This window comes from Pseudomonas sp. 14P_8.1_Bac3 (assembly GCF_025466085.1).
Taxonomy (GTDB): domain Bacteria; phylum Pseudomonadota; class Gammaproteobacteria; order Pseudomonadales; family Pseudomonadaceae; genus Aquipseudomonas.
In genome coordinates, this window is the sequence record NZ_JANLOD010000058.1 from 1 (window position 1) to 26,569 (window position 26,569).

The window sequence follows — 26,569 nt, forward strand, 5'->3', positions numbered from 1 at the left end:
TTGGCGCGGTGTTGCTGGCGATAGCTTCCTTAGGGGCCCCATCGCCAGCAAGCCGGCTCCTGCAAATGTGACCTACAAGTTATAAATCGAGCGGCACAAAGCGTTTTCGTCAACTTTGGAGTGTTTACAACAATGGCAAAGATCGTCGACATCAAAGGTCGTGAAGTTCTCGACTCCCGTGGCAACCCCACCGTGGAAGCGGACGTGCTTCTCGATAACGGCATCATCGGCAGCGCCTGCGCGCCGTCCGGTGCTTCCACTGGCTCGCGTGAAGCGCTCGAGCTGCGTGATGGCGACAAGAGCCGTTACCTGGGCAAGGGCGTGCTGAAAGCCGTCGCCAACATCAACGGTCCGATCCGTGACCTGTTGAAAGGTACAGACCCAAGCGACCAGAAAGCGCTGGATCAGGCGATGATCAAGCTCGACGGCACCGAGAACAAAGCCACCCTGGGCGCCAACGCGATCCTCGCCGTTTCCCTGGCTGCGGCCAAGGCAGCAGCACAGGACCAGGACCTGCCGCTGTACGCCCACATCGCCAACCTGAACGGCACCCCGGGTGTTTACTCCATGCCGGTTCCGATGATGAACATCATCAACGGTGGCGAGCACGCCGATAACAACGTCGACATCCAGGAATTCATGGTTCAGCCGGTGGGCGCCAAGTCTTTCTCCGAAGGTCTGCGCATGGGCACCGAGATTTTCCATCACCTCAAGGCCGTTCTGAAGGCCCGTGGCCTGAGCACTGCCGTCGGTGACGAAGGTGGTTTCGCGCCTAACCTGGCGTCCAACGAAGACGCTTTGAAAGTGATCTCCGAAGCCGTGGCCAACGCCGGTTACAAGCTGGGCACCGACGTGACCCTGGCACTGGACTGCGCGGCGAGCGAGTTCTACGAAGACGGCAAGTACAACCTGTCCGGCGAAGGCCAGGTGTTCACCGCCGAAGGTTTCGCCGACTACCTGAAAGGGCTGACCGAGCGCTACCCGATCATCTCCATCGAAGACGGTCTGGACGAATCCGACTGGGCTGGCTGGAAAATCCTCACCGACAAGATCGGCGAGAAGACCCAGCTGGTCGGTGACGACCTGTTCGTGACCAACACCAAGATCCTGAAAGAAGGCATCGATAAAAAGATCGCCAACTCGATCCTGATCAAGTTCAACCAGATCGGCACCCTGACCGAAACCCTGGAAGCCATCCAGATGGCCAAGGCTGCTGGTTACACCGCCGTGATCTCGCACCGCTCCGGCGAAACCGAAGATTCGACCATCGCCGACCTGGCCGTGGGCACTGCGGCTGGCCAGATCAAGACGGGCTCCCTGTGCCGTTCCGATCGCGTTTCCAAGTACAACCAACTGCTGCGTATCGAAGAGCAGTTGAATGGCAAAGCCAAGTACAACGGTCGCAGCGAGTTTCGCGGTTAACCGTTAACTGGTAAAAAGACACCGGATTGTGTCGGAAAAGTCGCGACAGCGGCGGATTTGCCACTAATCTGATGCCTTAAGAGCACAAGCCTGGGTTTTCCAGGCTTCGTGCTATCAGAAGCTTCAAGTTTTGGCATGGCTGTCTTTTTTCACTGGATACCCGATATTCGATGCGCAGTCCCAATTGGTTGTTCCTCGTTTTGCTCCTGTTGCTGGCTGGCCTGCAATACCGCCTGTGGGTGGGTAATGGCAGCCTGGCGCAAGTGGCCGAGCTGACTCAGCAGATCGCGGATCAACACGCTGAGAACGAAGGGTTGCTGGAACGCAATCGGGTGATGGACGCCGAAGTCAGCGAGTTGAAAAAAGGCATGGAGACCGTTGAAGAGCGGGCTCGCCATGAGCTGGGCATGGTCAAGGACGGTGAAACCCTTTACCAGCTGGCTCAATGAATCCCTCGATACCGGCCTTCTGGGCCGTGATTCCTGCCGCGGGCGTCGGTGCCCGTATGGCCGCGGACCGTCCCAAGCAATACTTGCAACTGGGTGGACGCACTATTCTCGAACACAGCCTCGGCTGTTTCCTCGATCATCCGTCCCTGAAGGGATTGGTGGTCAGTCTTGCTGTTGACGATCCTTATTGGCCCAACCTGGCGTGCGCCGGGGATTCGCGTATTCAACGGGTTGACGGCGGCACTGAGCGTTCCGGGTCGGTGCTCAATGCCCTGCTGCATTTGCATGCGCTGGGTGCCGGCGATGAGGATTGGGTGCTGGTGCACGATGCGGCGCGGCCAAATCTGAGCCGTGACGATCTGGACAAGTTGCTGGTTGAGCTGGCTGACGACCCGGTCGGCGGTCTGCTGGCGGTTCCGGCACGCGATACGCTGAAGCGGGTCGACAAGCACGGTCGCGTGGTTGAAACCGTGGATCGTAGCGTGATCTGGCAAGCGTATACGCCCCAGATGTTTCGCCTTGGCGCGTTGCATCGTGCCTTGGCGGACAGTCTGGTGGCCGATGCGGTGATTACCGATGAAGCGTCGGCGATGGAGTGGGCAGGGCTGTCGCCGCGCTTGATTGAGGGTAGAGCCGATAACCTCAAGGTCACGCGTCCTGAAGACATGGAATGGTTGAAGCAGCGTTGGGCTAACCGTCGCTGACTACTGGGGTGACGGTAAGATTGCGTTCGCAAGCAAGCCCGCTCTCACATTCGACCCCATTCTTCCGGTAGAACCCGGTCAACTGTGGGAGCGGGCTTGCTCGCGAAAGCGCTAGCTCAGGCACCGATTCCGCACGGAACTAGGCATTCAGCTACGATACTCCGGCCGCTCAGCCAACCCGTCTTTCAGATAATCCACCAGCTTGCGCACCTTCGGCGACAGATGCCGCTGCTGTGGATAAAGCGCCCACACTGCGGTGTTCGGCGGTTGATGGGCATCCAGCAGTGAAATCAATTCGCCGCTTTTCAGGTATTCCAGCACGTAGTAGTCCGGCAACTGACACAACCCCACGCCCTGTAGCGCCGCATCCAGCACCGCTTGCCCACTGTTGCAGCGCCAGTTTCCCTGCACCCGCTGGGAAAATTCCCGCCCGTTCTGTTCCAGTTGCCAGAGGTCCGAACTGCCGATGAGGCAGTTATGCCGGCTCAATTCCGACAGGCTATGTGGCCGTCCATACCGTTCCAGGTAGGACGGTGATGCACACAGGTACATACGCCGCGGTGCCAGTCTGGCCGCGACGAGTCGAGAGTCTTGCAGTCGACCCAGACGGATTGCCAGGTCCAGCCCCTCATGGACGAGATCGAGTTGGCGGTTACTGAGCTCGATATCGATTCGGAGCTGCGGATAGAGGCCCATGAAACGCGTGACCAACGGCACGATGAAGCGCTCGCCGTACGCCACGGCGCACGTCATGCGCAACATGCCTTTGGGCTCGCTGGTCAGGTCCCCGACCGCACGTAGCGCTTCTTCGCGACCATCCTGCAAACGCTGGCAGTGTTGCAAAAAGGTTTGCCCGGCCTCAGTCAGCGTGACGCGGCGGGTACTGCGGTAGAGCAAGCGCGTCTGAAGTCGCTCTTCAAGGCGTACGATCTGGCGACTGATGTGTGAGGAAGACACCCCGAGGCGTTCCGCTGCCGCCGTGAATTGGCTGCATTCGGCGACAGCGACGAACTCGTCGATCCCTTCCCAGCGGCTTTCGGACATCGAGGATTATCCCTGTGGAGCAATAATGTTTTGCTTTTGCCCGGATTATTCACCGTAAGACCGTGTATTACACTCCCTGTCTCGTTTTTATTCACTGGAGAATCCACATGATCAAGTCGCGCGCCGCCGTTGCCTTTGAGGCCAAGAAACCCCTCGAGATCGTTGAAGTCGATGTTGCCATGCCCAAAGCCGGTGAAGTTCTGCTGCGTGTGGTGGCTTCCGGTGTTTGCCATACCGATGCGTACACCCTGTCGGGCGCTGACCCGGAAGGCATCTTCCCGTCGATCCTCGGCCATGAAGGCGGTGCCGTGGTTGAGGCGATTGGCGAGGGCGTGACCTCCGTCGCGGTCGGTGATCATGTGATCCCGCTGTACACCCCGGAATGCCGCCAGTGCAAATTCTGCCTGTCGGGCAAAACCAACCTGTGCCAGGCGATTCGCGCAACTCAGGGCAAAGGCCTGATGCCGGATGGCACTACGCGTTTTTCCTACAAAGGTCAGCCGATTTTCCACTATATGGGTACCTCGACGTTTTCCGAGTACACCGTGTTGCCGGAAATTTCCGTCGCCAAGATCCCTAAAGAAGCGCCGCTGGAAAAGGTCTGTCTGCTGGGCTGCGGTGTCACCACCGGCATCGGCGCGGTGCTCAATACGGCCAAGGTCAAACCCGGTGATACCGTGGCCATTTTCGGCCTCGGCGGCATCGGTCTGTCAGCCGTCATCGGCGCGGCCAAAGCCAAGGCTGCGCGCATCATCGCCATCGACATCAACCCGGCCAAATTCGAGATCGCCAAACAGTTGGGTGCAACCGAATGTGTAAACCCGAAAGACTTCGACCGGCCGATCCAGGAAGTCATCGTCGACATGACTGACGGCGGCGTCGACTTTTCCTTCGAGTGCATCGGCAATGTCCAATTGATGCGAGCTGCGCTCGAGTGCTGCCACAAGGGTTGGGGCGAATCGGTGATCATCGGCGTGGCCGGTGCCGGTCAGGAAATCGCTACCCGCCCGTTCCAGCTGGTGACCGGTCGCGTATGGCGCGGTTCGGCGTTCGGCGGCGTGCGCGGTCGTACCGAGCTGCCAAGCTATGTGGAAATGGCCGAGACTGGCGAAATCCCGCTGGATACGTTCATCACCCACACCATGGGCCTGGAAGATATCAACAAGGCTTTCGACCTGATGCATGAAGGAAAAAGCATCCGTTCCGTCATCCATTTCTGAGGTGGGCCATGAGCCTGGAAAATATCTCCTGCCAGAAGAGCTTCGGCGGCTGGCATAAACGCTACCGGCATCGTTCCGATGTGCTCGGTTGCGACATGGTGTTCGCCGTGTATCTGCCGCCGCAAGCGGAGCAGGGCGGCAAGCTGCCAGTGCTGTACTGGCTGTCCGGCCTGACCTGCACTGACGAAAACTTCATGCAAAAGGCCGGCGCCATGCGCATGGCTGCCGAGCTGGGGTTGATGATCGTGGCGCCGGACACCAGTCCGCGCGGTCCAGACGTGCCGGGTGATCCGGACGGTGCCTGGGACTTTGGCCTCGGCGCCGGGTTCTATCTGAATGCCACGCAGGAACCATGGTCGCGTCACTATCGGATGCATGACTATGTCGTGCAGGAATTGCCGGCATTGGTCGAAGCCCATTTCCCTGCATCGGACAAGCGCGGCATCAGCGGTCACTCCATGGGTGGCCACGGCGCGCTGGTCTGCGCGTTGCGCAATCCAGGCCGCTACCTGTCGGTGTCGGCGTTCTCGCCGATCAACAATCCGATGGACTGCCCCTGGGGCCAGAACGCCTTTTCACGTTACCTCGGCGAAGACCGCTCGAAGTGGCGCGAATGGGATGCCTGTGCCTTGATCGCCGAAGCCGACGAAAAGCTGCCGCTGCTGGTCGATCAGGGTGATCGCGACGATTTCCTCGCCACCCAGCTCAAGCCTGAAGCCCTGCAACAAGCCGCGAAACTGGCCGGCCATCCGCTGACGTTGCGCCTGCAACCGGGCTACGACCACAGCTATTTCTTCATCGCCAGTTTCATTGGCGACCACTTGCAACATCATGGGCGCGCACTAAGCGCCTAAGGTGTGACAAAGCAGGTAGAATCACGCCCTGACAAAAATCGGGGCGTTTTTTTATGCGTATTGGCCACGGCTATGATGTGCACCGTTTCGCTGAAGGCGATTTCATCACTCTGGGCGGCGTGCGCATCGCACACGGCTTCGGGCTGCTCGCTCACTCCGACGGTGACGTCCTGCTGCACGCCTTGAGCGATGCCTTGCTCGGCGCCGCGGCGCTGGGTGATATCGGCAAGCATTTCCCGGACACCGACCCCACGTTCAAGGGCGCCGATAGCCGTGTGCTGTTGCGTCACGTCGTCGCATTGATCCACGCCAAAGGCTGGAAAATCGGCAACGTCGATAACACCATCGTCGCCCAGGCGCCGAAAATGGCCCCGCATATCGAATCGATGCGCGCGCTGATTGCCGCGGATCTTCAAGTTGAGTTGGATCAAGTGAACGTGAAAGCTACCACCACCGAAAAGCTCGGCTTTGTCGGTCGCGAAGAAGGCATTGCCGTGCACGCCGTTGCCTTGTTGCTGCGCGCATGAACGAACTGCAATTGCTCGGCCCTCGGGCCTATGGCGACGCCCTTGGCAGCGCGGTGTTGAAAGCCACGGCGGAAGATTTTCAGGTCGATGAAGTGCTCGATATCCCCCTCAGTGGCGATGGCGAGCACTTGTGGATCTGGGTGGAAAAGCGCGGTTTGAACACCGAAGAAGCGGCACGGCGGATCGCCAAGGCTGCGGGCGTGCCATTGCGCACGGTCAGTTACGCGGGGCTGAAGGATCGTCAGGCGCTGACGCGTCAATGGTTCAGCGTGCAACTGCCGGGCAAGGCCGATCCTGATCTGTCGTCGGCCGAAAACGACACCCTGAAAATTCTCAAGACCGCCCGGCACAAACGCAAGCTGCAACGCGGCGCGCACTCCGCCAACGGCTTCACCTTGCGCCTGACTCAGTTCACCGGCGACAAAGCCGCGATCGACGCGCGTCTGCAATTGATCGCCAAGCAAGGCATTCCCAATTATTTCGGCGCCCAGCGCTTCGGCTTTGACGGCGGCAACGTGGTCGATGCCCGTGCCTGGGCCGCGCGCAAGGCGCTGCCGGAGCAGCGCAACGTCCGTTCGCGCTTGCTCTCCACCGCCCGCAGTTTTCTGTTTAACCAGGTGTTGGCGGCGCGCGTGGCCGATGGCACCTGGCAGCAAGCGCAGGTGGGCGATTTGCTGGCATTCACCGATAGCCGCAGCTTTTTCCCGGCCGGTGAAGCCGAGTGCAACGATCCGCGCCTGGCGATTCTCGACCTGCACCCGACCGGTCCGCAGTGGGGCGAAGGTGACTCGCCGACGACGGGCGCTGTCCATCAACTGGAGCAGGCCATCGCCGCGCGCGAAGCGGATCTGCGTGACTGGTTGATTAACGCCGGTATGAGCCACGAACGTCGCATCCTGCGGCTGCCCATTGGCGGGTTGACGTGGCATTATCCCGAGCCTGACATTCTGCAACTGGAATTCGTCCTGCCGGCCGGATGCTTCGCCACCGTATTGGTGCGTGAACTCGTCGATCTGGTGCCGGTGGGGCAGACGGACAGCCCATGCGTATTCTGATTTCTAACGACGATGGGGTAGCCGCACCCGGTCTCGCCGCGCTTTATGCTGCGCTGGCGGATTACACCGAATGCGTGGTTATCGCCCCGGACCAGGACAAAAGCGGCGCCAGCAGTTCGCTGACGCTCGACCGTCCGCTGCACCCGCAAACACTGGCCAACGGCTTTATCAGCCTCAACGGCACACCCACCGATTGCGTGCACCTGGGCCTCAACGGCTTGCTGGAGCGCCAACCGGACATGGTGGTTTCCGGCATCAACCTGGGCGCCAACCTGGGTGACGATGTGTTGTATTCCGGCACGGTAGCCGCGGCACTTGAAGGACGTTTCCTGGAGCGTCCTTCGTTTGCTTTTTCGTTGGTCTCACGACAGGTCGAGAATCTTCCTACCGCCGCCTACTTCGCGCGCAAACTGGTGGAAGCCCACGCCGACCTGGACCTGCCACCGCGCACGGTGCTGAACGTGAACATTCCCAATTTGCCGCTGGACCACATCCGCGGCATCCAGCTGACTCGCCTCGGCCATCGGGCCCGTGCGGCGGCTCCGATGAAAGTCGTCGACCCGCGCGGCAAATCCGGTTACTGGATCGCCGCCGCCGGGGACGCGGAAGACGGCGGACCGGGCACCGATTTCCATGCGGTGATGCAAGGCTATGTGTCCATCACGCCATTGCAACTGGATCGCACCTTCAACGATGCCTTCCGAAGTCTGGATGGCTGGCTGGAGGGACTGCGCTGATGGCTCGTGAACAAGACCCGATGCATCGCGGCATCGGCATGACCTCGCAGCGGACCCGCGAGCGCCTGATTCAGCGGTTGTATGAAGAAGGCATTTCCAGCGCCAAGGTGCTGGAAGTGATCCGTCGTACACCACGTCATCTGTTTGTTGACGAAGCACTGGCACATCGCGCCTATGAAGACACGGCGTTGCCGATCGGCAACAACCAGACGATCTCCCAGCCTTATATGGTGGCGCGCATGAGCGAGCTGCTGCTGGAGGCGGGGCCGTTGGACAAGGTGATGGAGATCGGCACGGGGTCGGGTTACCAGACCGCGATCCTCTCGCAGCTGGTCGAGCGGGTATTTTCCGTCGAGCGCATCAAGGGTTTGCAGGACCGGGCCAAGGAACGCCTGGTCGACCTCAACCTGCGCAACGTGGTTTTCCGTTGGGGCGATGGCTGGGAAGGCTGGCCGGCACTGGCGCCGTACAACGGCATTATCGTGACGGCGGTGGCGACCGATGTGCCGCAGGCATTGCTCGATCAGTTGGCACCGGGTGGGCGGCTGGTGATCCCGGTCGGCTCGGGTGAGGTTCAACAGTTGATGTTGATCATCCGTGAAGAACACGGGTTTTCCAGGCGTGCTCTGGGGGCGGTGCGCTTCGTTCCACTGCTCAACGGGCCAGTGGCCTGAGCATTTGTTCACGCGCGCTGAATTCTCTGCGATCGCCTCTGTCTTACAGCGGCATCGATCAGTTAAACGGATTCATCGTTCAGGCAGCAAACGTGTGCGCGAGGACATCTCGCTTCATTAAAGGTAAAGCCTGCACGGCCCGTTATACTTGCGACACTTCATGCCGGAATACGGCAATTCAAATCTTCAGCCACCACAAAGGGAGCGGCGGGTGAGTCTCACAGTCATTGCGCAGCGTATGGGTATAACGAGCTTTCAGCGCCTGGTGACTGGCCTTGTCTTGAGCACCTTGCTGGTCGGTTGTTCCAGCAATAAATCGAGCGACGTTCGCGTCGTTGATCGCAACAATGCCGTGGCCCAGCGTCCGGCAGTGACCACGGGTCAGTACGTGGTTCGACCTAAAGACACCTTGTTCTCGATCGCTTTTCGCTACGGCTGGGACTACAAAGCCCTCGCAGCACGTAACAACATTCCTACGCCCTACACGATCCATCCGGGTCAGACGATTCGCTTTGACGGGCGTACCGGTTCAACGTCGACAGCGGTCGCGCCCGTAGCGGCTAATTCGGCCGATTCGGCACCTTCGTCGTCCAGTAAAACCACGGTCATCCGGCGTCAACCCAACGGCGCCACGACGACCACAACGGTGGTTGCACCGTCCGTCGCCAGCAAGCCAGCACCCGCGCCAATGCCTCCCGCGGGCCCGGCCCCGACCGGCTGGGGGTGGCCTTCTAATGGCATCTTGATTGGAAAATTCTCTTCAAACGGTAGTTTGAATAAAGGAATTGATATCGCCGGAGATTTGGGACAGCCTGTTTTAGCTGCGTCTGATGGGACGGTGGTGTACGCCGGGAGTGGCTTAAGGGGCTACGGCGAATTGGTCATCATCAAACACAGCGATACCTACGTCAGTGCCTACGGACATAACCGCAGGCTGTTGGTTCGGGAGGGACAGCAGGTCAAGGTCGGACAGACAATTGCCGAAATGGGGTCAACGGGTACAGACCGGGTGAAGCTGCATTTTGAGATTCGCCGACAAGGTAAACCTGTAGATCCGCTGCAGTTCCTGCCACGTCGTTGATTTGTTACCAGCCTGTTCCGTCACGTAGAGGGAACAGGCTCCAGCGTTGCCAAGGATAAAGGCGCCGCTTGAGCTTGAGGTCGAACTCACCAAAGGACTATAACAATGGCTCTCAGTAAAGAAGTGCCGGAGTTTGACATCGACGATGAGGTTCTCCTTATGGAGACCGGCATCGATACGGATTCGATGTCGAATGATGAAGGGGCAGCTCCACCTTCCGTTCGTGCCAAATCCAAACACTCCGCGTCGTTGAAGCAACACAAGTACATTGACTACACACGTGCACTCGATGCCACGCAGCTGTATCTCAATGAAATCGGCTTTTCCCCTCTGCTGTCACCCGAAGAAGAAGTTCACTTTGCACGCTTGTCGCAAAGTGGCGATCCGGCCGGGCGCAAACGCATGATTGAAAGCAACTTGCGGCTGGTGGTGAAAATTGCCCGTCGTTATGTCAATCGTGGCCTGTCACTGCTGGACCTGATCGAAGAGGGCAACCTCGGACTGATCCGGGCGGTAGAGAAGTTCGACCCCGAGCGTGGCTTCCGCTTTTCGACCTACGCAACCTGGTGGATTCGTCAAACCATCGAGCGCGCGATCATGAATCAGACCCGGACCATCCGGTTGCCGATCCATGTGGTCAAGGAGCTTAACGTGTACCTGCGGGCCGCACGGGAGCTGACGCAAAAACTCGATCACGAACCCTCACCCGAAGAAATCGCCAACCTGCTGGAGAAACCGGTGGGAGAGGTCAAGCGCATGCTCGGCCTGAACGAGCGGGTTTCTTCGGTCGACGTCTCGCTGGGTCCGGATTCGGATAAAACCCTGCTGGACACTCTTACCGATGACCGCCCGACCGATCCGTGCGAACTGTTGCAGGACGATGACCTGTCGCAGAGCATCGATCAGTGGCTCTCGGAACTGACCGACAAGCAGCGCGAGGTGGTAATACGCCGCTTTGGCCTGCGCGGTCACGAGAGCAGCACGCTCGAAGACGTGGGTCTGGAAATTGGACTGACCCGCGAACGCGTCAGACAGATCCAGGTTGAAGGCCTGAAGCGTCTTCGGGAGATTCTGGAGAAGAATGGCCTGTCGAGCGAGTCGCTGTTTCAATAGGCGTTTCGCTTGAGCAGGACGCAAATAGCCCCGACTGGTTCGGGGCTTTTTGTTGTCACAAACAATGCGTGCGCCACGGTCCTGTAGGCGCCGGCTTGCCGGCGATGGTCGTCAACGATAACGCGCTCTGTCTGGGTCGACGCGGTGTATTTGCGTCCATCGCCAGCAAGCTGGCTCCTACAGGTTCGGCAGCAGACGCGGAAAAACTGCGAAACCTCAGGTTTGTATTATTGCGCTGTAAGCCTTCGCTTACTCTCTCGTAAGTGTTCGATATTTTTACACCCGGTCAGTCGCCGATTGTTATTACGCCCTGTTTTTATCTATTTGATTCCTATCGATATTTATAAAAGTCAGGCGCTTATGGCAGCGGGTTTTGCTCTCGCAGGTCGATTGCGCTCGCGGGGGAATACTCTAGTATCAGCGCTGTGTCGACGGATAGACACGCCCTTTAAGGATGAGGGGGAAGGACATTGCAGGACGCGATTCATCAGGATGATGAAAAGGAACACAGGGAATAGGGAAAAATGTGGGCGGGTCAAACCGCCCCTTTTTTTTGGGTTTTTTTCAGGGTTGCATTCTACTTTTTCGGCGTTGGTACGCTTGCTGGCGATGATCGTTAGTCGTAATGCGTGCTGCCTGGGTCAACGCAGGGCGCTTGAATCCATCGCCAGCAAGCTGGCTCCTACAGGTTCTGCTGAAAAGCAAAAAAGGCCCGCAAGGGGCCTTTTCGGGAACGCGGGGTCGATCAGCGTTCGAGATCTTTGATCTTGCCTTTGACGCCATCCCACTCTTCGGCATCGGGCATCGATTCTTTCTTCTCGGTGATATTTGGCCAGATTTCGGCCAGCTCAACGTTCAGCTGAATGAATTCCTGCATGTCTTCCGGGACTTCATCTTCGGAGAAGATGGCCACGGCAGGGCATTCTGGTTCGCACAGTGCGCAGTCGATGCACTCATCCGGGTGAATCACCAGGAAGTTCGGGCCTTCGTAAAAGCAGTCCACCGGACAGACTTCTACGCAGTCGGTGTACTTGCACTTGATGCAGTTGTCGGTGACGACGAAGGTCATTTCTAATTTTCTCCTCAGGCGGCGGCAGCGGAGCCCCTTCACGTTGGGGTCGCCAGGTTTGGGAGCGATAGTCTGCAGACCAGGCTATTAGCCTGCAGCATCCCAAACCGCGCGAGATTCTAACAGCTTGCAGGCAAGTGCGTTAGATCCGTGTCTTTAGTGTATAGAGCATTTCCAGCGCGCGACGCGGTGTCAGGTCATCCAGATCCAGTTTCGCCAGTTCGTCCAGCACCGGATGCGGCAAGCTGGCGAACATGTCGCTCTGCTGCGGCGCGGCCGGTTTGCCTTTGGCGGGTTTCGGCACTTCATGGGGCAGCGCAGTGGCTTCCAGTCGCCCCAGGTGTTCGCGAGCACGCACGATCACCTCGCTTGGCACACCGGCCAGTTGCGCAACCGCAAGGCCATAGCTCTGGCTGGCCGGGCCGGGCAGCACATGGTGCAGGAACACGATGCGTTCGTTGTGCTCGGTGGCATTGAGGTGCACGTTGGCCACCAGCGGCTGGGCTTCCGGCAGCACGGTCAGTTCAAAGTAATGTGTGGCGAACAGCGTATAGGCCCGCAGGTGCGCCAGGCGTTCAGCCGCGGCCCACGCCAGGGACAGACCGTCGAAGGTGCTGGTGCCGCGACCGACTTCGTCCATCAGTACCAGGCTGCGCTCGGTGGCGTTGTGCAGAATGTTCGCGGTTTCGCTCATTTCGACCATAAAGGTCGAGCGGCCACCGGCCAGGTCGTCGCTGGAACCGATCCGGGTGAAGATCCGGTCCACCAGCGACAATTCACAACTGGCCGCCGGCACGAAGCTGCCGATATGCGCCAGCAGTACGATCAGTGCGGTCTGACGCATGTAAGTCGATTTACCGCCCATGTTCGGACCGGTAATCACCAGCATGCGCGTATTGTCGTCAAGGCTCAGGTCGTTGGCCACGAATGGCGTGGTCAGCACTTGCTCGACCACCGGGTGACGCCCCTGGCTGATGCGCATGCATGGCTCGTCGACGAAGCGCGGGCAATTCAGGTCGAGGTTGAGCGCGCGTTCGGCGAGGTTGCTCAGGACATCCAGTTCGGCCAGTGCGGCGGCGGTGTCTTGCAGCGGCGGCAATTGCGCGATCAGGTCTTCGAGCAGCGCTTCGTAAAGCATCTTTTCGCGCGCCAGGGCCCGGCTCTTCGCCGAAAGCGCCTTGTCCTCGAAGGCCTTCAGTTCCGGCGTGATAAACCGCTCGGCGCCTTTGAGTGTCTGGCGCCGGATGTAGTCTGCCGGCGCCGATTCCGCTTGCTTGCTCGGCAGTTCGATGAAGTAACCGTGAATGCGGTTGTAACCGACTTTCAGATGCGACAGGCCGGTGCGGGCCTTTTCACGCGCCTCCAGATCGATCAGGAACTGCCCGGCGTTTTCGCTAAGCGATTGCAGCTCGTCGAGTTCGCTGTCGTAACCGGTTTTCAATACGCCGCCATCACGGATCACCGCGGGCGGGTTGTCGATAATGGCTTTTTCCAGCAGCGCCGCCAGTTCCGGGTAAGTGCTGGTGGTCTTGGCCAGTTGCAGGATGTGCGGCGCTTCCAGCTCGGCCATCGCCACTTGCAACTCAGGCAGTGCGCCGAGCGCATCACGCAGGCGCGCCAAATCGCGAGGGCGGGCATTGCGCAGGCCGATCCGCGCCAGGATCCGCTCGATATCACCGATTTCCTTGAGCTGCGGCTGCAGCTTTTCGAAGCGGTAGGCGTCGAGCAGGCAGGTGATCGAAGTCTGGCGCGCCAGCAGGACGGTCAGGTCGCGCAGCGGACGATTCAGCCAGCGGGTCAGCAGACGGCTGCCCATGGCGGTCTGGCAACGATCGACCACCGACTGCAGCGTGTTGTCGCGACCGCCTGCGAGGTTGGTGTCCAGCTCCAGGTTGCGACGGCTTGCGCCATCCAGCACCACCGTGTCGTCCAGGCGCTCATGCCGCAGGCTGCGCAAATGGGGCAGGGCGGTGCGCTGGGTTTCCTTGGCGTAACTGAGCAGGCAACCGGCGGCGCCGATGGCCAGGGTCAGGTTCTCGCAGCCAAAGCCTTTCAGGTCCTGGGTCGAGAATTGCTGGCAGAGACTTTTCAGCGCCGAGTCGCGCTCGAAATCCCACGGCGCACGGCGACGAACGCCACGACGTTTTTCCGCGGGCAGGTCTTTCGGCCAGTCATCCGGGATCATCAGCTCCACCGGATTGACCCGCTCCAGCTCCGCCAGCAGGTTTTCCCAGCCCTTGATCTCCAGCACCGTGAAGTTGCCGCTGGTGATGTCCAGCACCGCCAGCCCGAACAGGCGCTCGTCACCCAGCACTGCCGCGATCAGGTTGTCCCGGCGCTCATCCAATAAGGCTTCGTCACTCACGGTGCCCGGGGTGATGATGCGCACCACCTGACGATCCACCGGCCCTTTGCTGGTCGCTGGATCGCCGACCTGCTCACAGATCACCACCGATTCGCCGAGCTTCACCAGTTTCGCCAGATAACCTTCCGCGGCGTGGTAAGGAATCCCACACATCGGAATCGCCTGACCGGCCGACTGCCCGCGGGCGGTCAGGGTGATGTCCAGCAACTTGGCGGCCTTCTTCGCGTCTTCATAGAAGATCTCGTAGAAGTCGCCCATGCGATAGAACATCAGCTGGTCGGGGTGCTGGTTCTTCAGCCGCCAGTATTGCTGCATCATCGGGGTGTGCGAGGACAGATCGGAAAGTGGTTTATTCATCGGATAATTAGGCAAATTCGTTGAAAGGTGTAGGGCAAAGGAGGGACATCGGCCCGGCTTTTCCGCGATGGGCGCAAGGTTACCATGGGCGGTCCGCCTGACGCAGGCATGAAAGCCGCGGGATACATTTCTGCTGCGTGTACACGATTTATGCGCTGTTTATGCAATTCTGCATTTGCCTCCGAAAAAAAGATCAAGCACTATGCGCGTTATGCAAAAACGCAATGTTTCTACCGTCCTAAGAGCGCTGCTCGATCAGCACGGGATCTCCCCCACGGAGCTTCACCGTCGCACCGGCGTGCCCCAATCCACTCTCTCGCGAATCCTCAGCGGGAAGATCGTCGATCCTTCGGATAAGCACATCTCGAAAATCGCCGAGTACTTCGGCGTGAGCACCGACCAGTTGCGCGGTCGTGCGGATGTTGCGCCCGCTGCCAATACCGCGCGCGGCGAGTTGCATTCCGAACTCAGGGACATAAGCCTGTGGGACGACGATACGCCCGTCGATGACGACGAGGTGTCGGTTCCCTTTCTTCGTGAGGTTGAATTGGCTGCGGGATCAGGAAGATTCGTCATCGAGGAGAGTGAGCGCTCCAGCCTGCGCTTCGGCAAGCGCAGCTTGCGCCACAACGGTGTGCAGTTCGACCAGGCCAAATGCGTGACCGTGCGCGGCAACAGCATGTTGCCGGTGTTGCGTGACGGCGCCACGGTCGGGGTCAATGCCGGCAAATGCGGGATTGGCGATATCGTCGATGGCGATCTTTATGCCATCAACCACAACGGCCAGCTCCGGGTTAAACAGCTGTACCGCTTGCCGACAGGGATTCGCCTGCGCAGTTTCAATCGCGATGAGCATCCGGATGAGGACTACACCTTCCTGGAAATTCAGGAGGGCCAAATCGTTATTCTTGGTCATGTGTTCTGGTGGGGCATGTACGCTCGTTAACTTCACCGGTATCCGATGGAACCTGACGCCCTGTAGGTGTTTTTTACCTGCCCGCACTCTCCATGCACGTCTCTTTCCCCCAGATTTCCCAAGCGGTAGTGCATCCATAAATAATGCATTGATGCATTGTTTTTATATGCGTAAATGCATAACATGGGGTCGCGTGGTGGAAGGCGCACCACTCCTTATTCATTCGCAAGGAGGCCAGTCATGACTAGCGAGCAACTGGTGGTGCTGGACATGCCGATCTGGGTGGTACTTGTGCTCGCTTTCCTGGGTGGAGTGTTCGGTGAAATGTGGCGCGCGGACAAGGAAGGTGCCCGCGGCTGGTCATTATTGCGTCGCGTGGCACTACGTTCAGGCGCCTGCATGATCTGTGGCGTTTCGGCTCTTATGTTGTTGTATGCCGCCGGGATGTCGATCTGGACGGCGGGGGCGTTGGGTTGCCTGACCGCGATGGCGGGGGCCGACGTGGCCATCAGTCTTTATGAACGCTGGGCCGCCAGGCGGATCGGTATAAGTGAGGTGTCGCCACGTGATACCGGGCCGGATCGGTAACGTTCTCATGTCAATAAATCTCAGCGTATCTCGCTAACATCTTGATCAACCCTGTAACTTGCAAGCGCGATTTGCTCGTGTACGGTAGTGCCATTCCGCTCGCTCAGGAGATGACCGTGAAAGAAATCACCCAACTGGCCGCTGAACTCGGCAGGCGCCTGCAGGTTCTCAATGCGCATGTCACAGCGGCCGAGTCCTGTACCGGCGGCGGGATTTCCGAGGCCATCACGCGCATTCCGGGCAGCTCGGCGTGGTTCGAGGCCGGTTACGTCACGTACTCCAACCGGCAGAAAACCGAGCAATTGAACGTCCCGACCGAGTTATTCGAGACGGTTGGGGCGGTCAGTCGCGAAGTCGTCGAGGCCATGGTGCGTGGCGCCCAGGAAAAAAGCCGGGCGCACTTCGCCGTGGCGGTCAGCGGTGTGGCCGGCCCGGATGGCGGTTCACCGAACAAGCCGGTGGGCACCGTTTGGCTGGCCTGGGGCGTGGGTGAGCGGGTATTCAGCGAGGTCCAGCACTTCCCCGGGAACCGCGACGAGGTCCGCCGACAAACGGTGAAGGCCGCGCTAGAGGGGCTGCTGCGACATGCCGCTGGAGAAATCTCAAATCAGGGGTAGGCGATCCTGAATCGCTGTGGAATAATACTGTCTACTTATACAGGTGTTGGCCGTCAGGCCTTATTGATTACGTGAGGACTTTAATGGACGACAACAAGAAGAAAGCCTTGGCTGCGGCCCTGGGTCAGATCGAACGTCAATTCGGCAAGGGTGCCGTAATGCGTATGGGCGATCAGGACCGTCAGGCGATCCCGGCTATCTCTACTGGCTCTCTGGGTCTGGACATCGCGCTCGGCATTGGCGGTCTGCCAAAAGGCCGTATCGTTGAAATCTACGGTCCTGAATCCTCCGGTAAAACCACGCTGACATTGTCGGTGATCGCCCAGGCTCAAAAAGCCGGCGCGACCTGCGCATTCGTCGACGCCGAACACGCCCTCGACCCTGAATACGCCGGCAAGCTCGGCGTCAACGTCGACGACCTGCTGGTTTCCCAGCCGGACACCGGCGAGCAAGCCCTGGAAATCACCGACATGCTGGTGCGTTCCAACGCGGTTGACGTGATCATCGTCGACTCCGTGGCGGCGCTGGTGCCAAAGGCTGAAATCGAAGGCGAAATGGGCGACATGCACGTAGGCCTGCAAGCCCGTCTGATGTCCCAGGCGCTGCGTAAAATCACCGGTAACATCAAAAACGCCAATTGCCTGGTGATCTTCATCAACCAGATCCGTATGAAAATCGGCGTGATGTTCGGCAGCCCGGAAACCACCACCGGTGGTAACGCGCTGAAGTTCTACGCATCGGTTCGTCTGGACATCCGTCGTACCGGCGCGGTGAAAGAAGGTGATGAAGTCGTCGGTAGCGAAACCCGCGTCAAAGTTGTGAAGAACAAAGTGGCTTCGCCGTTCCGTCAGGCCGAGTTCCAGATTCTTTACGGCAAGGGCATCTACCTCAACGGTGAGATGATCGACCTGGGTGTTCTGCACGGTTTCGTCGAGAAGTCCGGTGCCTGGTATGCCTACAACGGCACCAAGATTGGTCAGGGCAAAGCCAACTCGGCCAAGTTCCTGGCGGACAACCCGGAAATCGCCGCGACGCTTGAGAAGCAGCTGCGCGACAAACTGCTGACTCCAGCGCCGGACGTTAAAGCATCGCCAGTCAAAGAGACTGAAGATGACCTGGCTGACGCTGACATCTGATTGATCCGATGACCGCCGTACTCGATACACTCGTCGCGGTGCGGCGAACCGCAATGGACCTGCTCGCACGACGCGAGCACGGTCGAGTCGAGCTGACGCGTAAACTGCGTCAGCGCGGCGCCCTACCTGAAATGATCGACACAGCGCTCGACCGCTTGACGGAAGAGGGGTTGTTGTCCGAATCCCGTTACCTCGAAAGCTTCGTTTCCTATCGCGCTCGATCCGGCTATGGCCCTTTGCGTATCCGCGAAGAGTTGAGCCAGCGTGGCCTTCAACGCAACGACATCGAACTTGCGTTACGCGAGAGCGGTATCAACTGGCAGGAACAACTGGAAGACACCTGGCGACGCAAGTTCTCCGGGCATTTGCCGATAGACGCCCGGGAGCGTGCCAAACAAGGCCGCTTCCTGAGTTATCGGGGTTATTCCATGGAAATGATCAGCCGCTTGTTCAGCGGCCGAGGGATGGACGATTGAATGAAACGGCCCGCTATTTAGATAGCGGGCCGTTTTTTTTGCCTCACGTAACCTTTGAAGGTTCCCGCGTGCGTTGTTGCGCCTGGGGTTTGGGCTGTGCCCAGTTTTCCGGCAGGTTGATGTAGTCCACCAGTTCCCGCAGGCGCCCGTGGTCACGGGCATTAAAGGTGAAGGCCAATCGCGCCAGGTGGCTGAACTGCGGCTCGTCATGCTCTTCGCCGCTGTAGGCATGTTGATGGAAATGATCGCTCAGGCACAGGTCGGCGAAGGCTTGCTGCATGTGTTCGAGCGCAGGGTCGCTGAGCGTGTGGTTCATGCGGATCACGAATTGGTGCTTGAGCCAGCGGCTGGAGTGGAAGTTGCTATAGAACTGGTTGATTTGTTCCACCGCTTCTTCGGCGCTGTAGACCAGGCTCACCAGCTTCATGTCAGTCGGTAGGATGTAGCGATTTTCCTCCAGTTGAGTGCGGATGAAATCCAGCGCGCCTTGCCAGAACTTGCCGCCCGGCGCGTCCAGCAGCACGACGGGCACCAGCGGACTTTTCCCGGTCTGGATCAGCGTCAGTACTTCCAGCGCCTCATCCAGCGTGCCGAAACCGCCAGGGCACAAGACCAGCGCATCGGCTTCCTTGACGAAGAACAGCTTTCGGGTGAAGAAGAAATGGAAGGGCAGCAGGTTGGTAGTGCCGTTCACAGTGGGATTGGCGTGCTGCTCGAAGGGCAGAGTGATGTTGAATCCCAGGCTGTGCTCCAGGCCAGCGCCTTCGTGGGCAGCGGCCATGATGCCGCCGCCGGCACCGGTAATCACCATCAGGTCCGAACGCGCCAGGGCGGCACCGAGTTCCCGGGCCAGGCCGTACAGCGGGTGTTCTATTGGAGTGCGGGCCGAGCCGAACACCGTGACTTTGCGCCGCCCGCGGAACTGCTCCAGGACACGAAACGCTTGTTCGAGTTCGCGCAGGGCTTGCAGGGTGATTTTGGCGTTCCAGCGGTTATGGTCTTCCTGGGCCATGCGCAGCACGGTCAGGATCATGTCGCGGTAGATCGGGATGTTCGGGCTGTTCGGTGAAACCAGGTTGAGTTGTTCTTCGACCTTGCTGGTGAGGTCGTGGCCGCTTTCTTCAAAATGACGGCTCAGGAGGTCATTCGGTTGGTAAGGCATCAATTTCTCCTTCCATACAGGCTCTGTTGTTCCTTTGGACGAAGGAAACTTTCGCATCGCAAAAACGCACACTAGGCAGCCCCTTTTCTGCCCTGAAAAGTGAATGTGAATACGTTGAATCTAGTCCCTCGCGGTGATTTGCGCTGACTTGATCATTGCGCCACAAAGTGTTTCCTGGCAACCGCTTATTGATGATTTGCAAGGTGGTTTCACCACTCGTCTGAACGCACGCCGAGAGTCCGGCGCTCTGATTTACTAAATTAGAGGCGAGACACGACAGCTTTGCGTCAAACGCAGGGCGCACGGAACAAGCGGTTCAAGGATTTTGTCGCTCTAGCAAGGGCGAGGTGCAGGGAGGCGGGATGCTATGGCCAGAGTTATTCTGGAGATCGATACGCAACTGTATCGATTGCTGAAGTCTTCAGCCGAGACCAATCATGTGAGTCTCGAGGAGGAGTGCTGCCGACGTCTCGAGGGTGCCGAACGGCGCTCGCGGTATTTGCAGGCGTTGTTGGCCGAACTGCGCGCCGAGGATGAACAGCGGCGCGCCAATTCCCGTTGAGTTACTTTTTCTTCGCCGGTGGTGCGGTTTTCGGGCAATCCGAATCCTGGAAGCTGGCGGAACCGACGGCGCGATTGGTCTTCACCTCGGTAAAGTCGTAACGCATCACCGCGCCCTTGGCCATCAACTTGCGAAAGCCAGGGTTCCGGCAGACGGACGCGCCCAGCTGGAAGTACACCGCTTTCGGGTCGGAACGCATCTTTTCGGCGTGGCTGCTCTGCACACTCAGGTGGTTGATCAGCACGTTGCCTTCAACGGTGTAGCCCTGATCTAGAATGTCTTCGTTGATGGCGCGTGGCGTGCCGACACTGCTCTGGGCCGCGACGTTGCGCAGCTCTCGGTTGAGATTCTGCTCACTCAGGGACGCAGCCTGAGCGGTGAAGGACGACGCCAGCAGAATGGCAGCGGTGGGAACGATAAGGCGCAGCATGAAACTCTCCTGGTTCAGTGACTGGTGGTTCGACCCGTCACATGACTGTGCGTTCAGTGGCCGCGAATTATAGGGGAGCTGGTCTGGACGGTACAGGCTTGCGCCGATGGCTCTGATAAACTGCCCGCCTTATTGCCTTGCCGAGTGCCGTTCGTGCCGAGTTTTCCTGTCTGCCGGTGTTGCCCACGATGAACCACGCCCCCAACGCCGTAGCCCGTTTGCGCGACCAGCGCGAAGAAGAGGGCATCAAGCCGATTCAGGCCCGTGGCTGGCGAGCGCCGCGTTGTCGTGACTGTCGCGTGATCGAGAGCCATTGCCTGTGTGCCTGGCGCCCGCAGGTCGAGACCCGCTCCGGCGTGTGCCTGATCATGACCAACAAGGAAGTGTTCAAACCGAGCAACACCGGCTGGTTGATCGCTGATGTGGTGCGCGACAACCACGCGTTCATCTGGTCGCGAATGGAAACCGACCCACAGCTGCTGGCCTTGCTCGCCGACCCGCAATGGCAGCCGTACCTGGTATTTCCGGGCGAATATGTCGAGCCGGAGCGAGTGACCAACACCGTCGAAGTCGATAGCGGCAAGCGTCCGCTGTTCATTCTATTGGACGCGACCTGGACCGAAGCGCGGAAGATTTTCCGCAAAAGCCCGTATTTTGATGGGCTGCCGATCCTCAGCCTGCTGCCAGAGAAGCTGTCTCGTTACCGCCTGCGCCGGTCGACCCGCAGCGAGCACCTGTGCACGGCCGAGGTGGCGGCGCTGTGCCTGGATCTGGCGGGCGACGTTGAGGCTGCATCGGCGCTGGACGCCTATTTCGACGTGTTCAGCCAGCACTACCTCGATGCCAAGCACCAACTGGACATGAATGTTTGCACACCGGCGCACGCCGAGTTGATGCCCTTTGTGCAGAATAATGCCGCGGTTATGGACTGATTGTCGCCCATACTGCAAAGAACCGTTCCGGCCAGGCACCTTGACCACCCTGGCTTCGCTGGGCATGCTTGGCGCCGATTAGGGCGCGGCCAAGTATTGATACGCCGTATTTTTTACGTGAGACCTGCGTAATTGGCGTTGAACGTGCCCTGTTGGTGCAGCTCCGTGGCTGTACCTCGAGTTGTTTGAAAGACAGGATCATTTGAAAAATGGCCACATACGAAATCCTGATTGCCGATGACCACCCTCTTTTTCGTAGCGCCCTGCATCAAGCGTTGACCCTGGGCCTTGGCCCGGATGTCCGTCTGGTCGAAGTGGCGAGCATTGCCGAGCTGGAAACCCGCCTCGACGAAAAGGCCGACTGGGACCTGGTGCTGCTGGACCTGAACATGCCGGGCGCCTACGGTTTCTCCGGGCTGGTGCTGTTGCGGGGGCAGTACCCGCAAATTCCAGTGGTGATGGTGTCGGCCCAGGAAGAAGCGTCGATCATGGTCAAGTCCCGTGAATTCGGCGCCAGCGGCTTCATTCCGAAGTCAAGTGACCTGAACGTGATCCAGAAAGCCGTGCGTGCAGTGCTGGAGGGTGATGTGTTCTGGCCACCCCAGGCATTTGAGGCGGTCAGCGTTTCCGACGAGGCCAAGGCCGCCAGCGAAGGTCTGGCCAGCTTGACGCCGCAGCAGTTCCGGGTGCTGACCATGGTCTGTGAAGGGTTGCTGAACAAGCAGATTGCCTACGAACTGAGCGTCTCAGAAGCGACGATCAAGGCCCACGTCACGGCGATTTTCCGTAAGCTGAATGTGCGGACCCGGACCCAGGCGGCGTTGCTCCTGCAACAACTTGAGTCAATTTCGAGCCACTAAAGATTGGCTCCTTCACGCTTTTTTGACTTTCGTTGATCTAGTTTTCCCACTCCTTTTTGGTCAGTTGCCACTTCTATGTCCCCTTTTAAAGGCCAGACCGGCCTGAAACGCATCCTCAACGCCTCCGGTTATTCGCTGGACGGCCTGCGCGCAGCCTTCACCGGCGAAGCGGCTTTCCGGCAACTGGTGTTGCTCAATGTCATCCTTATCCCGATTTCGTTCTTCCTGAACGTCAGCCGCGTCGAGCAGGCGTTACTGATTGCCGTCTGTCTGCTGGCGTTGATTGTCGAGTTGCTCAACTCGGCGGTGGAAGCGGCCATCGACCGCATTTCCCTTGAACTGCACCCGTTGTCCAAGAACGCCAAGGACATGGGCAGCGCCGCGCAACTGGTGGCGTTGACCATGATCGCGTTGGTGTGGGCGGTGATCCTGCTTTAAGCGATGGTGGGCAGCACGATCTCGTCGCTGCGCTGCACCCCGGCGGTGAAAGCGCGGCACAGGTCGAGGAATTCGCGCATCGCTGGCGTCTGAAATTTCTGTTTGTGCCAGATGAAATAGAACTGCCGCGCCAGGTCCAGATCCGGTGTCTCCACCGGCACCAGGCTGCCGCGGCGGAACGCGTCGCGTAGGGCCAGCCGCGAAATGCAACCAATCCCCAACCCCGACTCCACGGCGCGCTTGATCGCCTCGGTGTGTTCCAGCTCCAGGCGGATATTCAGCGCGCTACGGTGGTGGCGCATGGCCTGGTCGAAGGTCAGCCGCGTGCCGGAGCCTTGTTCGCGCAGGATCCAGGCCTCATGACTCAGCGCTTCCATGGTTGCTGTGCCGCGAATCGCCAGCGGATGCTGCGGTGCACAGAACACCACCAGTTCATCCTCGACCCAGCTTTGTACTTCGATGTCCGGATGGCTGCAGTCGCCTTCGATTAGACCCAGGTCAATTTCATAATGGGCGACTTGTTGCACGATGTTGGCGGTGTTCTGCACATGCAGTTTCACCTGGCTTTCCGGGTGGCGTTGCATGAAGCTGCCGATCAGCAGCGTGGCCAGGTAATTGCCGATGGTCAGGGTCGCCCCGACCGCGAGGGAGCCGAAACCGGACTTGCCGTTGAGCAGGTCTTCGATTTCCTTGGCTTGATCAAGCAGCGCCACTGCTTGCGGCAACAGTTGTTTACCCAGCGCGTTAAGGCTCAGCCGTTTGCCGGCGCGGTCGAACAGCTGGCAACTGGATTGGCGCTCCAGCTCGGTGATCGAGGTGCTCGCCGCCGATTGCGAGAGGTTGAGCAGGCCCGCAGCCCGGGATACGCTTTCCTGCTGCGCGACGGCGACAAAGACTTGAAGTTGACGGAGAGTAAATCGCATATCTATATAACCGATAACCCTTATCTTAATAATCCAGTTAACAGATATTGTGGCTGCCATTAGAATGCGATGCAATTGCGCACGCCAGCTCATTTTCGCACCGCAGGCGCAGATCCAATCTCCAGGAGTCCCACGTACATGAGCAACATGAACCACGAGCGTGTCCTCAGTGTTCACCACTGGAACGACACTCTGTTCAGCTTCAAGTGCACCCGCGACCCGGGCCTGCGCTTCGAGAACGGTCAGTTCGTGATGATCGGCCTGCAACAACCCAACGGCCGCCCGCTTATGCGCGCTTACTCGATCGCCAGCCCGAACTGGGAAGAGCATCTCGAGTTCTTCAGCATCAAGGTGCCTGATGGCCCGCTGACTTCCCAGTTGCAACACCTGAAGGAAGGCGACGAGATCATCATCAGCAAGAAGCCTACGGGCACGCTGGTACTGGATGACCTGAAGCCTGGCAAACATTTGTACCTGCTCAGCACCGGCACCGGTCTGGCGCCGTTCATGAGCGTCATCCAGGACCCGGAAACCTACGAGCGTTTCGAAAAAGTGATCCTGTGCCACGGCGTACGTTACGTCAACGAAGTCGCCTACCGCGAATTCATCACCGAGCATCTGCCGCAGAACGAGTTCTTCGGCGAGGCCCTGCGTGACAAGTTGATCTACTACCCGACCGTGACCCGCGAGCCGTTCGAGAACGAAGGTCGCCTGACCGACCTGATGCGCAGCGGCAAGCTGTTCAGCGACATCGGTCTGCCACCGATCAATCCGCAGGACGACCGCGCCATGCTGTGCGGCAGCCCGAGCATGCTCGACGAAACCAGCGAAGTGCTGAACAGCTTCGGTCTGAAAGTTTCGCCGCGGATGCGCGAGCCGGGTGACTACCTGATCGAGCGTGCGTTCGTCGAAAAATAACAGACTGCTATGTTGCTGTAACTGTGGGAGCGAGCCTGCTCGCGAAGCGGTGAATCAATCGACATCTACGTCGACTGACACACTGCTATCGCGAGCAGGCTCGCTCCCACAGTTGTTTGTGGCGTTTAAACTTTCGCGGGGACTACCTCCAACACCCGAATCACCTCGGGCGTCGGGTAATGCCAGCGAACATCCACATCCCAGAACTGCGCCCCGTATTCTCGCTCCGGCGCGGGCGTCTGATACGCCGGCCGCGGATCCTGCGCCAAACATTGCTCGATCAGTTCCACCAGCGGCTCGCCCAGTCGCTGTGCATGCCCGTGCGCTTGCTCCAGCGCGGCATCTGTCCACTGCACGGCAATTAAGGGCGGCGCGGCGCTGGCGATGCTGTTGGAGGCCGCGTCGATGATGTCGGCGTAGGGCACGTAGGGTTTGATGTCGAGAATCGGCGTGCCATCCAGCAGGTCGATGCCGGATATCCACAGCCGATCGGCCTCGACCTTGTCCAGCTTCACCACGGATTGGCCGATGCCATTGGGCCGATGGGTCGCGCGGGTAGCAAACACGCCGATGGATTTATTGCCGCCGAGGCGAGGCGGGCGCACCTTCAGGCGTGGTTTTTCTTCCAGGGCCTGATGGAACAGGAACAGCAACCAGACGTGGCTGACCTGCTCCAGGCCCTGCACCGCGTCGCCCTGATCGAACGGCGCCACCAGTTCCAGCACGCCACGGGCAGCGGGAGCCAGTTGCGGCTGACGCGGGATGGCGAACTTTTCCTTGAAGCAGGAACGCACGAAGCCGATGGGGGAAACGCTGTAGGTCATGGGGTGGGGTCGAGGCGGGAATGAGGCGAGCATGATAACCCGATCGGCCCTGGCATCGGTGGTGGCTGAGAGGGCGCCTTCGCGAGCAAGCCCGCTCCCACATTGGATCTCCAGTAAACCTCCTTTTGTGGTCAACATAAGTCCAATGTGGGAGCGGGCTTGCCCGCGAAGGTCGCGCCACTGATCTAAAGACTGAACCCCCCATCCAGCGGAATGATATTCCCGGTCATATACGCCCCTGCCGTGCTCGCCAGGCTGATTGCCAAGGCCGCCATCTCTTCTTCCCGCCCCCAACGCTTCATCGGAATCAGCGCCGTATCCTCCGCCAGCGCCTGCTCATCATTGCCAATATGCTGCGTCATCTTGCTCGGGAAGCGCCCTGGCGCGATCACGTTGACGTTGATGTGCTGGCCGACCAGTTCTCGCGCCAGAATCCGCGACAGCTGGTGCAGGGCTGCTTTGCTTGGCCCGTAGGCATAAGCCTGTTCGCCAAAGGAAGAAATCCCCGCCACCGAACCGATGTTGATGATCCGCGCCGGATTCGCTGCCGAGCCGGCTTTGCGCAGCAACGGCAGAAATTGCTGGATGCAGTTGAACACCGACGTCACGTTGAGCTGCATGACCTTTTCCCAGCCCTTGACCGGATAGCTCTCCAGTGGCGCGCCCCAGGTGGTGCCGGCATTGTTCACCAGGATATCCAGATGGGTGATGTGTTCGCCCAGCCGCGTAGCGAGCTGAAGCACACCTTCTTCGGTGGCCAGATTGGCGGCGACCCCGTGGCAGACACCGAACGCGCTCAGCTCGTCAGCGGTTTGCAGACAGGCTTCGGCATCCCGCGAGCAGACATACACGGTGGCGCCGGCCTCGACGTAGGCCTTGGCGATCATTTTGCCGATACCACGGGTGCCGCCGGTCACCAGAGCGGTGCGGCCTTGCAGGGAAAAGTACGGGTGCATGGCGAATCCTGAGGGCTGAAGGTCATTACACCCTAGTCGTCAGACGCGTGAAGCGGAGCCACTATTTTTGCGAGGAATGGGGATTCATAGAGCCAGGCCTCTGTAGGAGCCGGGGTGGGGGGGGGGGGGGGGGGGGGGGGGGCGGGGGCGCCCCCCCCCC

At 59.4% G+C, this 26,569-nt stretch carries 29 protein-coding genes; 21 read left to right on the forward strand and 8 right to left on the reverse strand.

The features are described 5' to 3' along the window. The first annotated feature begins 132 nt into the window (after positions 1-132). From eno to ispD, 3 genes are all read left to right on the forward strand, one after another. On the forward strand, positions 133-1,422 hold the full coding sequence (eno, locus tag NTD84_RS18350; protein WP_262168206.1) for a phosphopyruvate hydratase: 1,290 nt from the start codon (positions 133-135) through the stop codon (positions 1,420-1,422). A 170-nt stretch (positions 1,423-1,592) separates the two neighbouring features. Then, positions 1,593-1,871 carry a cell division protein FtsB gene (gene ftsB / locus NTD84_RS18355; RefSeq protein WP_008028992.1) on the forward strand — a complete coding sequence of 93 codons (279 nt, stop codon included), beginning with the start codon at positions 1,593-1,595 and terminating at the stop codon, positions 1,869-1,871. Continuing rightward, the gene (ispD, locus tag NTD84_RS18360) at positions 1,868-2,575 is read left to right on the forward strand and encodes a 2-C-methyl-D-erythritol 4-phosphate cytidylyltransferase (protein WP_262168208.1); all 708 of its coding nucleotides are present in this window, start codon (positions 1,868-1,870) and stop codon (positions 2,573-2,575) included. Before ftsB ends, ispD begins: the two co-directional genes overlap by 4 nt. Before the next feature lie 147 nt (positions 2,576-2,722). On the opposite strand, the gene NTD84_RS18365 is transcribed toward ispD, so the two are convergent. Beyond that, complete coding sequence (locus NTD84_RS18365; protein WP_262168210.1) at positions 2,723-3,619, reverse strand: LysR substrate-binding domain-containing protein; 897 nt, start codon at positions 3,617-3,619, stop codon at positions 2,723-2,725. 107 nt (positions 3,620-3,726) lie between these two features. On the opposite strand from NTD84_RS18365, the gene NTD84_RS18370 reads away from it, so the two are divergent. The 8 genes from NTD84_RS18370 to rpoS all read left to right on the forward strand — a co-directional run bounded on the left by NTD84_RS18370 (position 3,727) and on the right by rpoS (position 10,880). Further along, the gene (locus NTD84_RS18370) at positions 3,727-4,839 is read left to right on the forward strand and encodes an S-(hydroxymethyl)glutathione dehydrogenase/class III alcohol dehydrogenase (RefSeq protein WP_262168213.1); all 1,113 of its coding nucleotides are present in this window, start codon (positions 3,727-3,729) and stop codon (positions 4,837-4,839) included. A gap of 8 nt (positions 4,840-4,847) precedes the next feature. After that, positions 4,848-5,693 (forward strand): S-formylglutathione hydrolase, encoded by an 846-nt coding sequence (gene fghA / locus NTD84_RS18375; protein WP_262168215.1) that lies wholly within the window; start codon positions 4,848-4,850, stop codon positions 5,691-5,693. A gap of 53 nt (positions 5,694-5,746) precedes the next feature. After that, positions 5,747-6,220: a 2-C-methyl-D-erythritol 2,4-cyclodiphosphate synthase gene (gene ispF / locus NTD84_RS18380; RefSeq protein ID WP_162439110.1), complete on the forward strand. Its 474-nt coding sequence runs from the start codon at positions 5,747-5,749 to the stop codon at positions 6,218-6,220. Further along, the gene (truD, locus tag NTD84_RS18385; RefSeq protein ID WP_262168218.1) at positions 6,217-7,275 is read left to right on the forward strand and encodes a tRNA pseudouridine(13) synthase TruD; all 1,059 of its coding nucleotides are present in this window, start codon (positions 6,217-6,219) and stop codon (positions 7,273-7,275) included. Before ispF ends, truD begins: the two co-directional genes overlap by 4 nt. Further along, a complete protein-coding gene (surE, locus tag NTD84_RS18390) occupies positions 7,263-8,012 on the forward strand; it encodes a 5'/3'-nucleotidase SurE (protein ID WP_262168220.1) in 750 nt (249 codons plus the stop codon). Before truD ends, surE begins: the two co-directional genes overlap by 13 nt. A 38-nt stretch (positions 8,013-8,050) precedes the next feature. Continuing rightward, positions 8,051-8,686, forward strand: coding sequence for a protein-L-isoaspartate(D-aspartate) O-methyltransferase (locus tag NTD84_RS18395; RefSeq protein WP_262168267.1), 636 nt, complete (start codon positions 8,051-8,053; stop codon positions 8,684-8,686). A 211-nt stretch (positions 8,687-8,897) separates the two neighbouring features. Then, positions 8,898-9,767, forward strand: coding sequence for a peptidoglycan DD-metalloendopeptidase family protein (locus NTD84_RS18400; protein ID WP_262168223.1), 870 nt, complete (start codon positions 8,898-8,900; stop codon positions 9,765-9,767). A gap of 105 nt (positions 9,768-9,872) precedes the next feature. After that, positions 9,873-10,880 (forward strand): RNA polymerase sigma factor RpoS, encoded by a 1,008-nt coding sequence (gene rpoS / locus NTD84_RS18405; RefSeq protein WP_262168225.1) that lies wholly within the window; start codon positions 9,873-9,875, stop codon positions 10,878-10,880. A 745-nt stretch (positions 10,881-11,625) separates the two neighbouring features. On the opposite strand, the gene fdxA is transcribed toward rpoS, so the two are convergent. Then, the gene (fdxA, locus tag NTD84_RS18410) at positions 11,626-11,949 is read right to left on the reverse strand and encodes a ferredoxin FdxA (protein ID WP_093412508.1); all 324 of its coding nucleotides are present in this window, start codon (positions 11,947-11,949) and stop codon (positions 11,626-11,628) included. A 142-nt stretch (positions 11,950-12,091) separates the two neighbouring features. Further along, positions 12,092-14,671: a DNA mismatch repair protein MutS gene (mutS, locus tag NTD84_RS18415; protein WP_262168228.1), complete on the reverse strand. Its 2,580-nt coding sequence runs from the start codon at positions 14,669-14,671 to the stop codon at positions 12,092-12,094. A gap of 211 nt (positions 14,672-14,882) precedes the next feature. On the opposite strand from mutS, the gene NTD84_RS18420 reads away from it, so the two are divergent. From NTD84_RS18420 to recX, 5 genes are all read left to right on the forward strand, one after another. Then, positions 14,883-15,617: a helix-turn-helix transcriptional regulator gene (locus NTD84_RS18420; RefSeq protein WP_262168269.1), complete on the forward strand. Its 735-nt coding sequence runs from the start codon at positions 14,883-14,885 to the stop codon at positions 15,615-15,617. A 210-nt stretch (positions 15,618-15,827) separates the two neighbouring features. After that, positions 15,828-16,175, forward strand: coding sequence for a phage holin family protein (locus NTD84_RS18425; RefSeq protein WP_262168231.1), 348 nt, complete (start codon positions 15,828-15,830; stop codon positions 16,173-16,175). A gap of 116 nt (positions 16,176-16,291) precedes the next feature. Further along, the gene (locus NTD84_RS18430; RefSeq protein ID WP_262168234.1) at positions 16,292-16,792 is read left to right on the forward strand and encodes a CinA family protein; all 501 of its coding nucleotides are present in this window, start codon (positions 16,292-16,294) and stop codon (positions 16,790-16,792) included. Between the two features lie 83 nt (positions 16,793-16,875). Further along, entirely contained in the window at positions 16,876-17,928 is a 1,053-nt protein-coding gene (gene recA, locus NTD84_RS18435) for a recombinase RecA (RefSeq protein ID WP_262168237.1), read from the forward strand. Positions 17,929-17,936: 8 nt separating this feature from the next. Then, positions 17,937-18,404 carry a recombination regulator RecX gene (gene recX / locus NTD84_RS18440; RefSeq protein WP_084322318.1) on the forward strand — a complete coding sequence of 156 codons (468 nt, stop codon included), beginning with the start codon at positions 17,937-17,939 and terminating at the stop codon, positions 18,402-18,404. Positions 18,405-18,447: 43 nt separating this feature from the next. Here recX and NTD84_RS18445 read toward each other — a convergent pair whose 3' ends face one another. Further along, on the reverse strand, positions 18,448-19,566 hold the full coding sequence (locus tag NTD84_RS18445) for a TIGR00730 family Rossman fold protein (protein WP_262168242.1): 1,119 nt from the start codon (positions 19,564-19,566) through the stop codon (positions 18,448-18,450). A 367-nt stretch (positions 19,567-19,933) separates the two neighbouring features. On the opposite strand from NTD84_RS18445, the gene NTD84_RS18450 reads away from it, so the two are divergent. Next, positions 19,934-20,128, forward strand: a complete 195-nt coding sequence (locus NTD84_RS18450; RefSeq protein WP_262168244.1) for a hypothetical protein — start codon at positions 19,934-19,936, stop codon at positions 20,126-20,128. A 1-nt stretch (position 20,129) separates the two neighbouring features. Here the strand turns inward: NTD84_RS18450 and NTD84_RS18455 are convergent, their stop codons facing one another. After that, complete coding sequence (locus NTD84_RS18455) at positions 20,130-20,558, reverse strand: quorum-sensing-regulated virulence factor family protein (protein ID WP_262168246.1); 429 nt, start codon at positions 20,556-20,558, stop codon at positions 20,130-20,132. Positions 20,559-20,746: 188 nt separating this feature from the next. Here NTD84_RS18455 and NTD84_RS18460 point away from each other — a divergent pair, with 188 nt between their 5' ends. From NTD84_RS18460 to NTD84_RS18470, 3 genes are all read left to right on the forward strand, one after another. Beyond that, positions 20,747-21,490: a tRNA-uridine aminocarboxypropyltransferase gene (locus NTD84_RS18460; RefSeq protein ID WP_262168249.1), complete on the forward strand. Its 744-nt coding sequence runs from the start codon at positions 20,747-20,749 to the stop codon at positions 21,488-21,490. A 209-nt stretch (positions 21,491-21,699) separates the two neighbouring features. Beyond that, entirely contained in the window at positions 21,700-22,350 is a 651-nt protein-coding gene (erdR, locus tag NTD84_RS18465; RefSeq protein ID WP_262168252.1) for a response regulator transcription factor ErdR, read from the forward strand. A gap of 75 nt (positions 22,351-22,425) precedes the next feature. Further along, on the forward strand, positions 22,426-22,788 hold the full coding sequence (locus NTD84_RS18470) for a diacylglycerol kinase (RefSeq protein WP_008030027.1): 363 nt from the start codon (positions 22,426-22,428) through the stop codon (positions 22,786-22,788). On the opposite strand, the gene NTD84_RS18475 is transcribed toward NTD84_RS18470, so the two are convergent. Continuing rightward, positions 22,785-23,711, reverse strand: a complete 927-nt coding sequence (locus NTD84_RS18475) for a LysR family transcriptional regulator (protein ID WP_262168258.1) — start codon at positions 23,709-23,711, stop codon at positions 22,785-22,787. The genes NTD84_RS18470 and NTD84_RS18475 overlap by 4 nt on opposite strands. A 138-nt stretch (positions 23,712-23,849) precedes the next feature. Here NTD84_RS18475 and fpr point away from each other — a divergent pair, with 138 nt between their 5' ends. Next, on the forward strand, positions 23,850-24,629 hold the full coding sequence (gene fpr, locus NTD84_RS18480; RefSeq protein WP_003443014.1) for a ferredoxin-NADP reductase: 780 nt from the start codon (positions 23,850-23,852) through the stop codon (positions 24,627-24,629). A 125-nt stretch (positions 24,630-24,754) separates the two neighbouring features. On the opposite strand, the gene tsaA is transcribed toward fpr, so the two are convergent. Next, the gene (gene tsaA, locus NTD84_RS18485; RefSeq protein WP_262168262.1) at positions 24,755-25,453 is read right to left on the reverse strand and encodes a tRNA (N6-threonylcarbamoyladenosine(37)-N6)-methyltransferase TrmO; all 699 of its coding nucleotides are present in this window, start codon (positions 25,451-25,453) and stop codon (positions 24,755-24,757) included. Between the two features lie 185 nt (positions 25,454-25,638). Beyond that, entirely contained in the window at positions 25,639-26,409 is a 771-nt protein-coding gene (locus NTD84_RS18490) for an SDR family oxidoreductase (RefSeq protein WP_262168264.1), read from the reverse strand. Positions 26,410-26,569 lie beyond the last annotated feature (160 nt).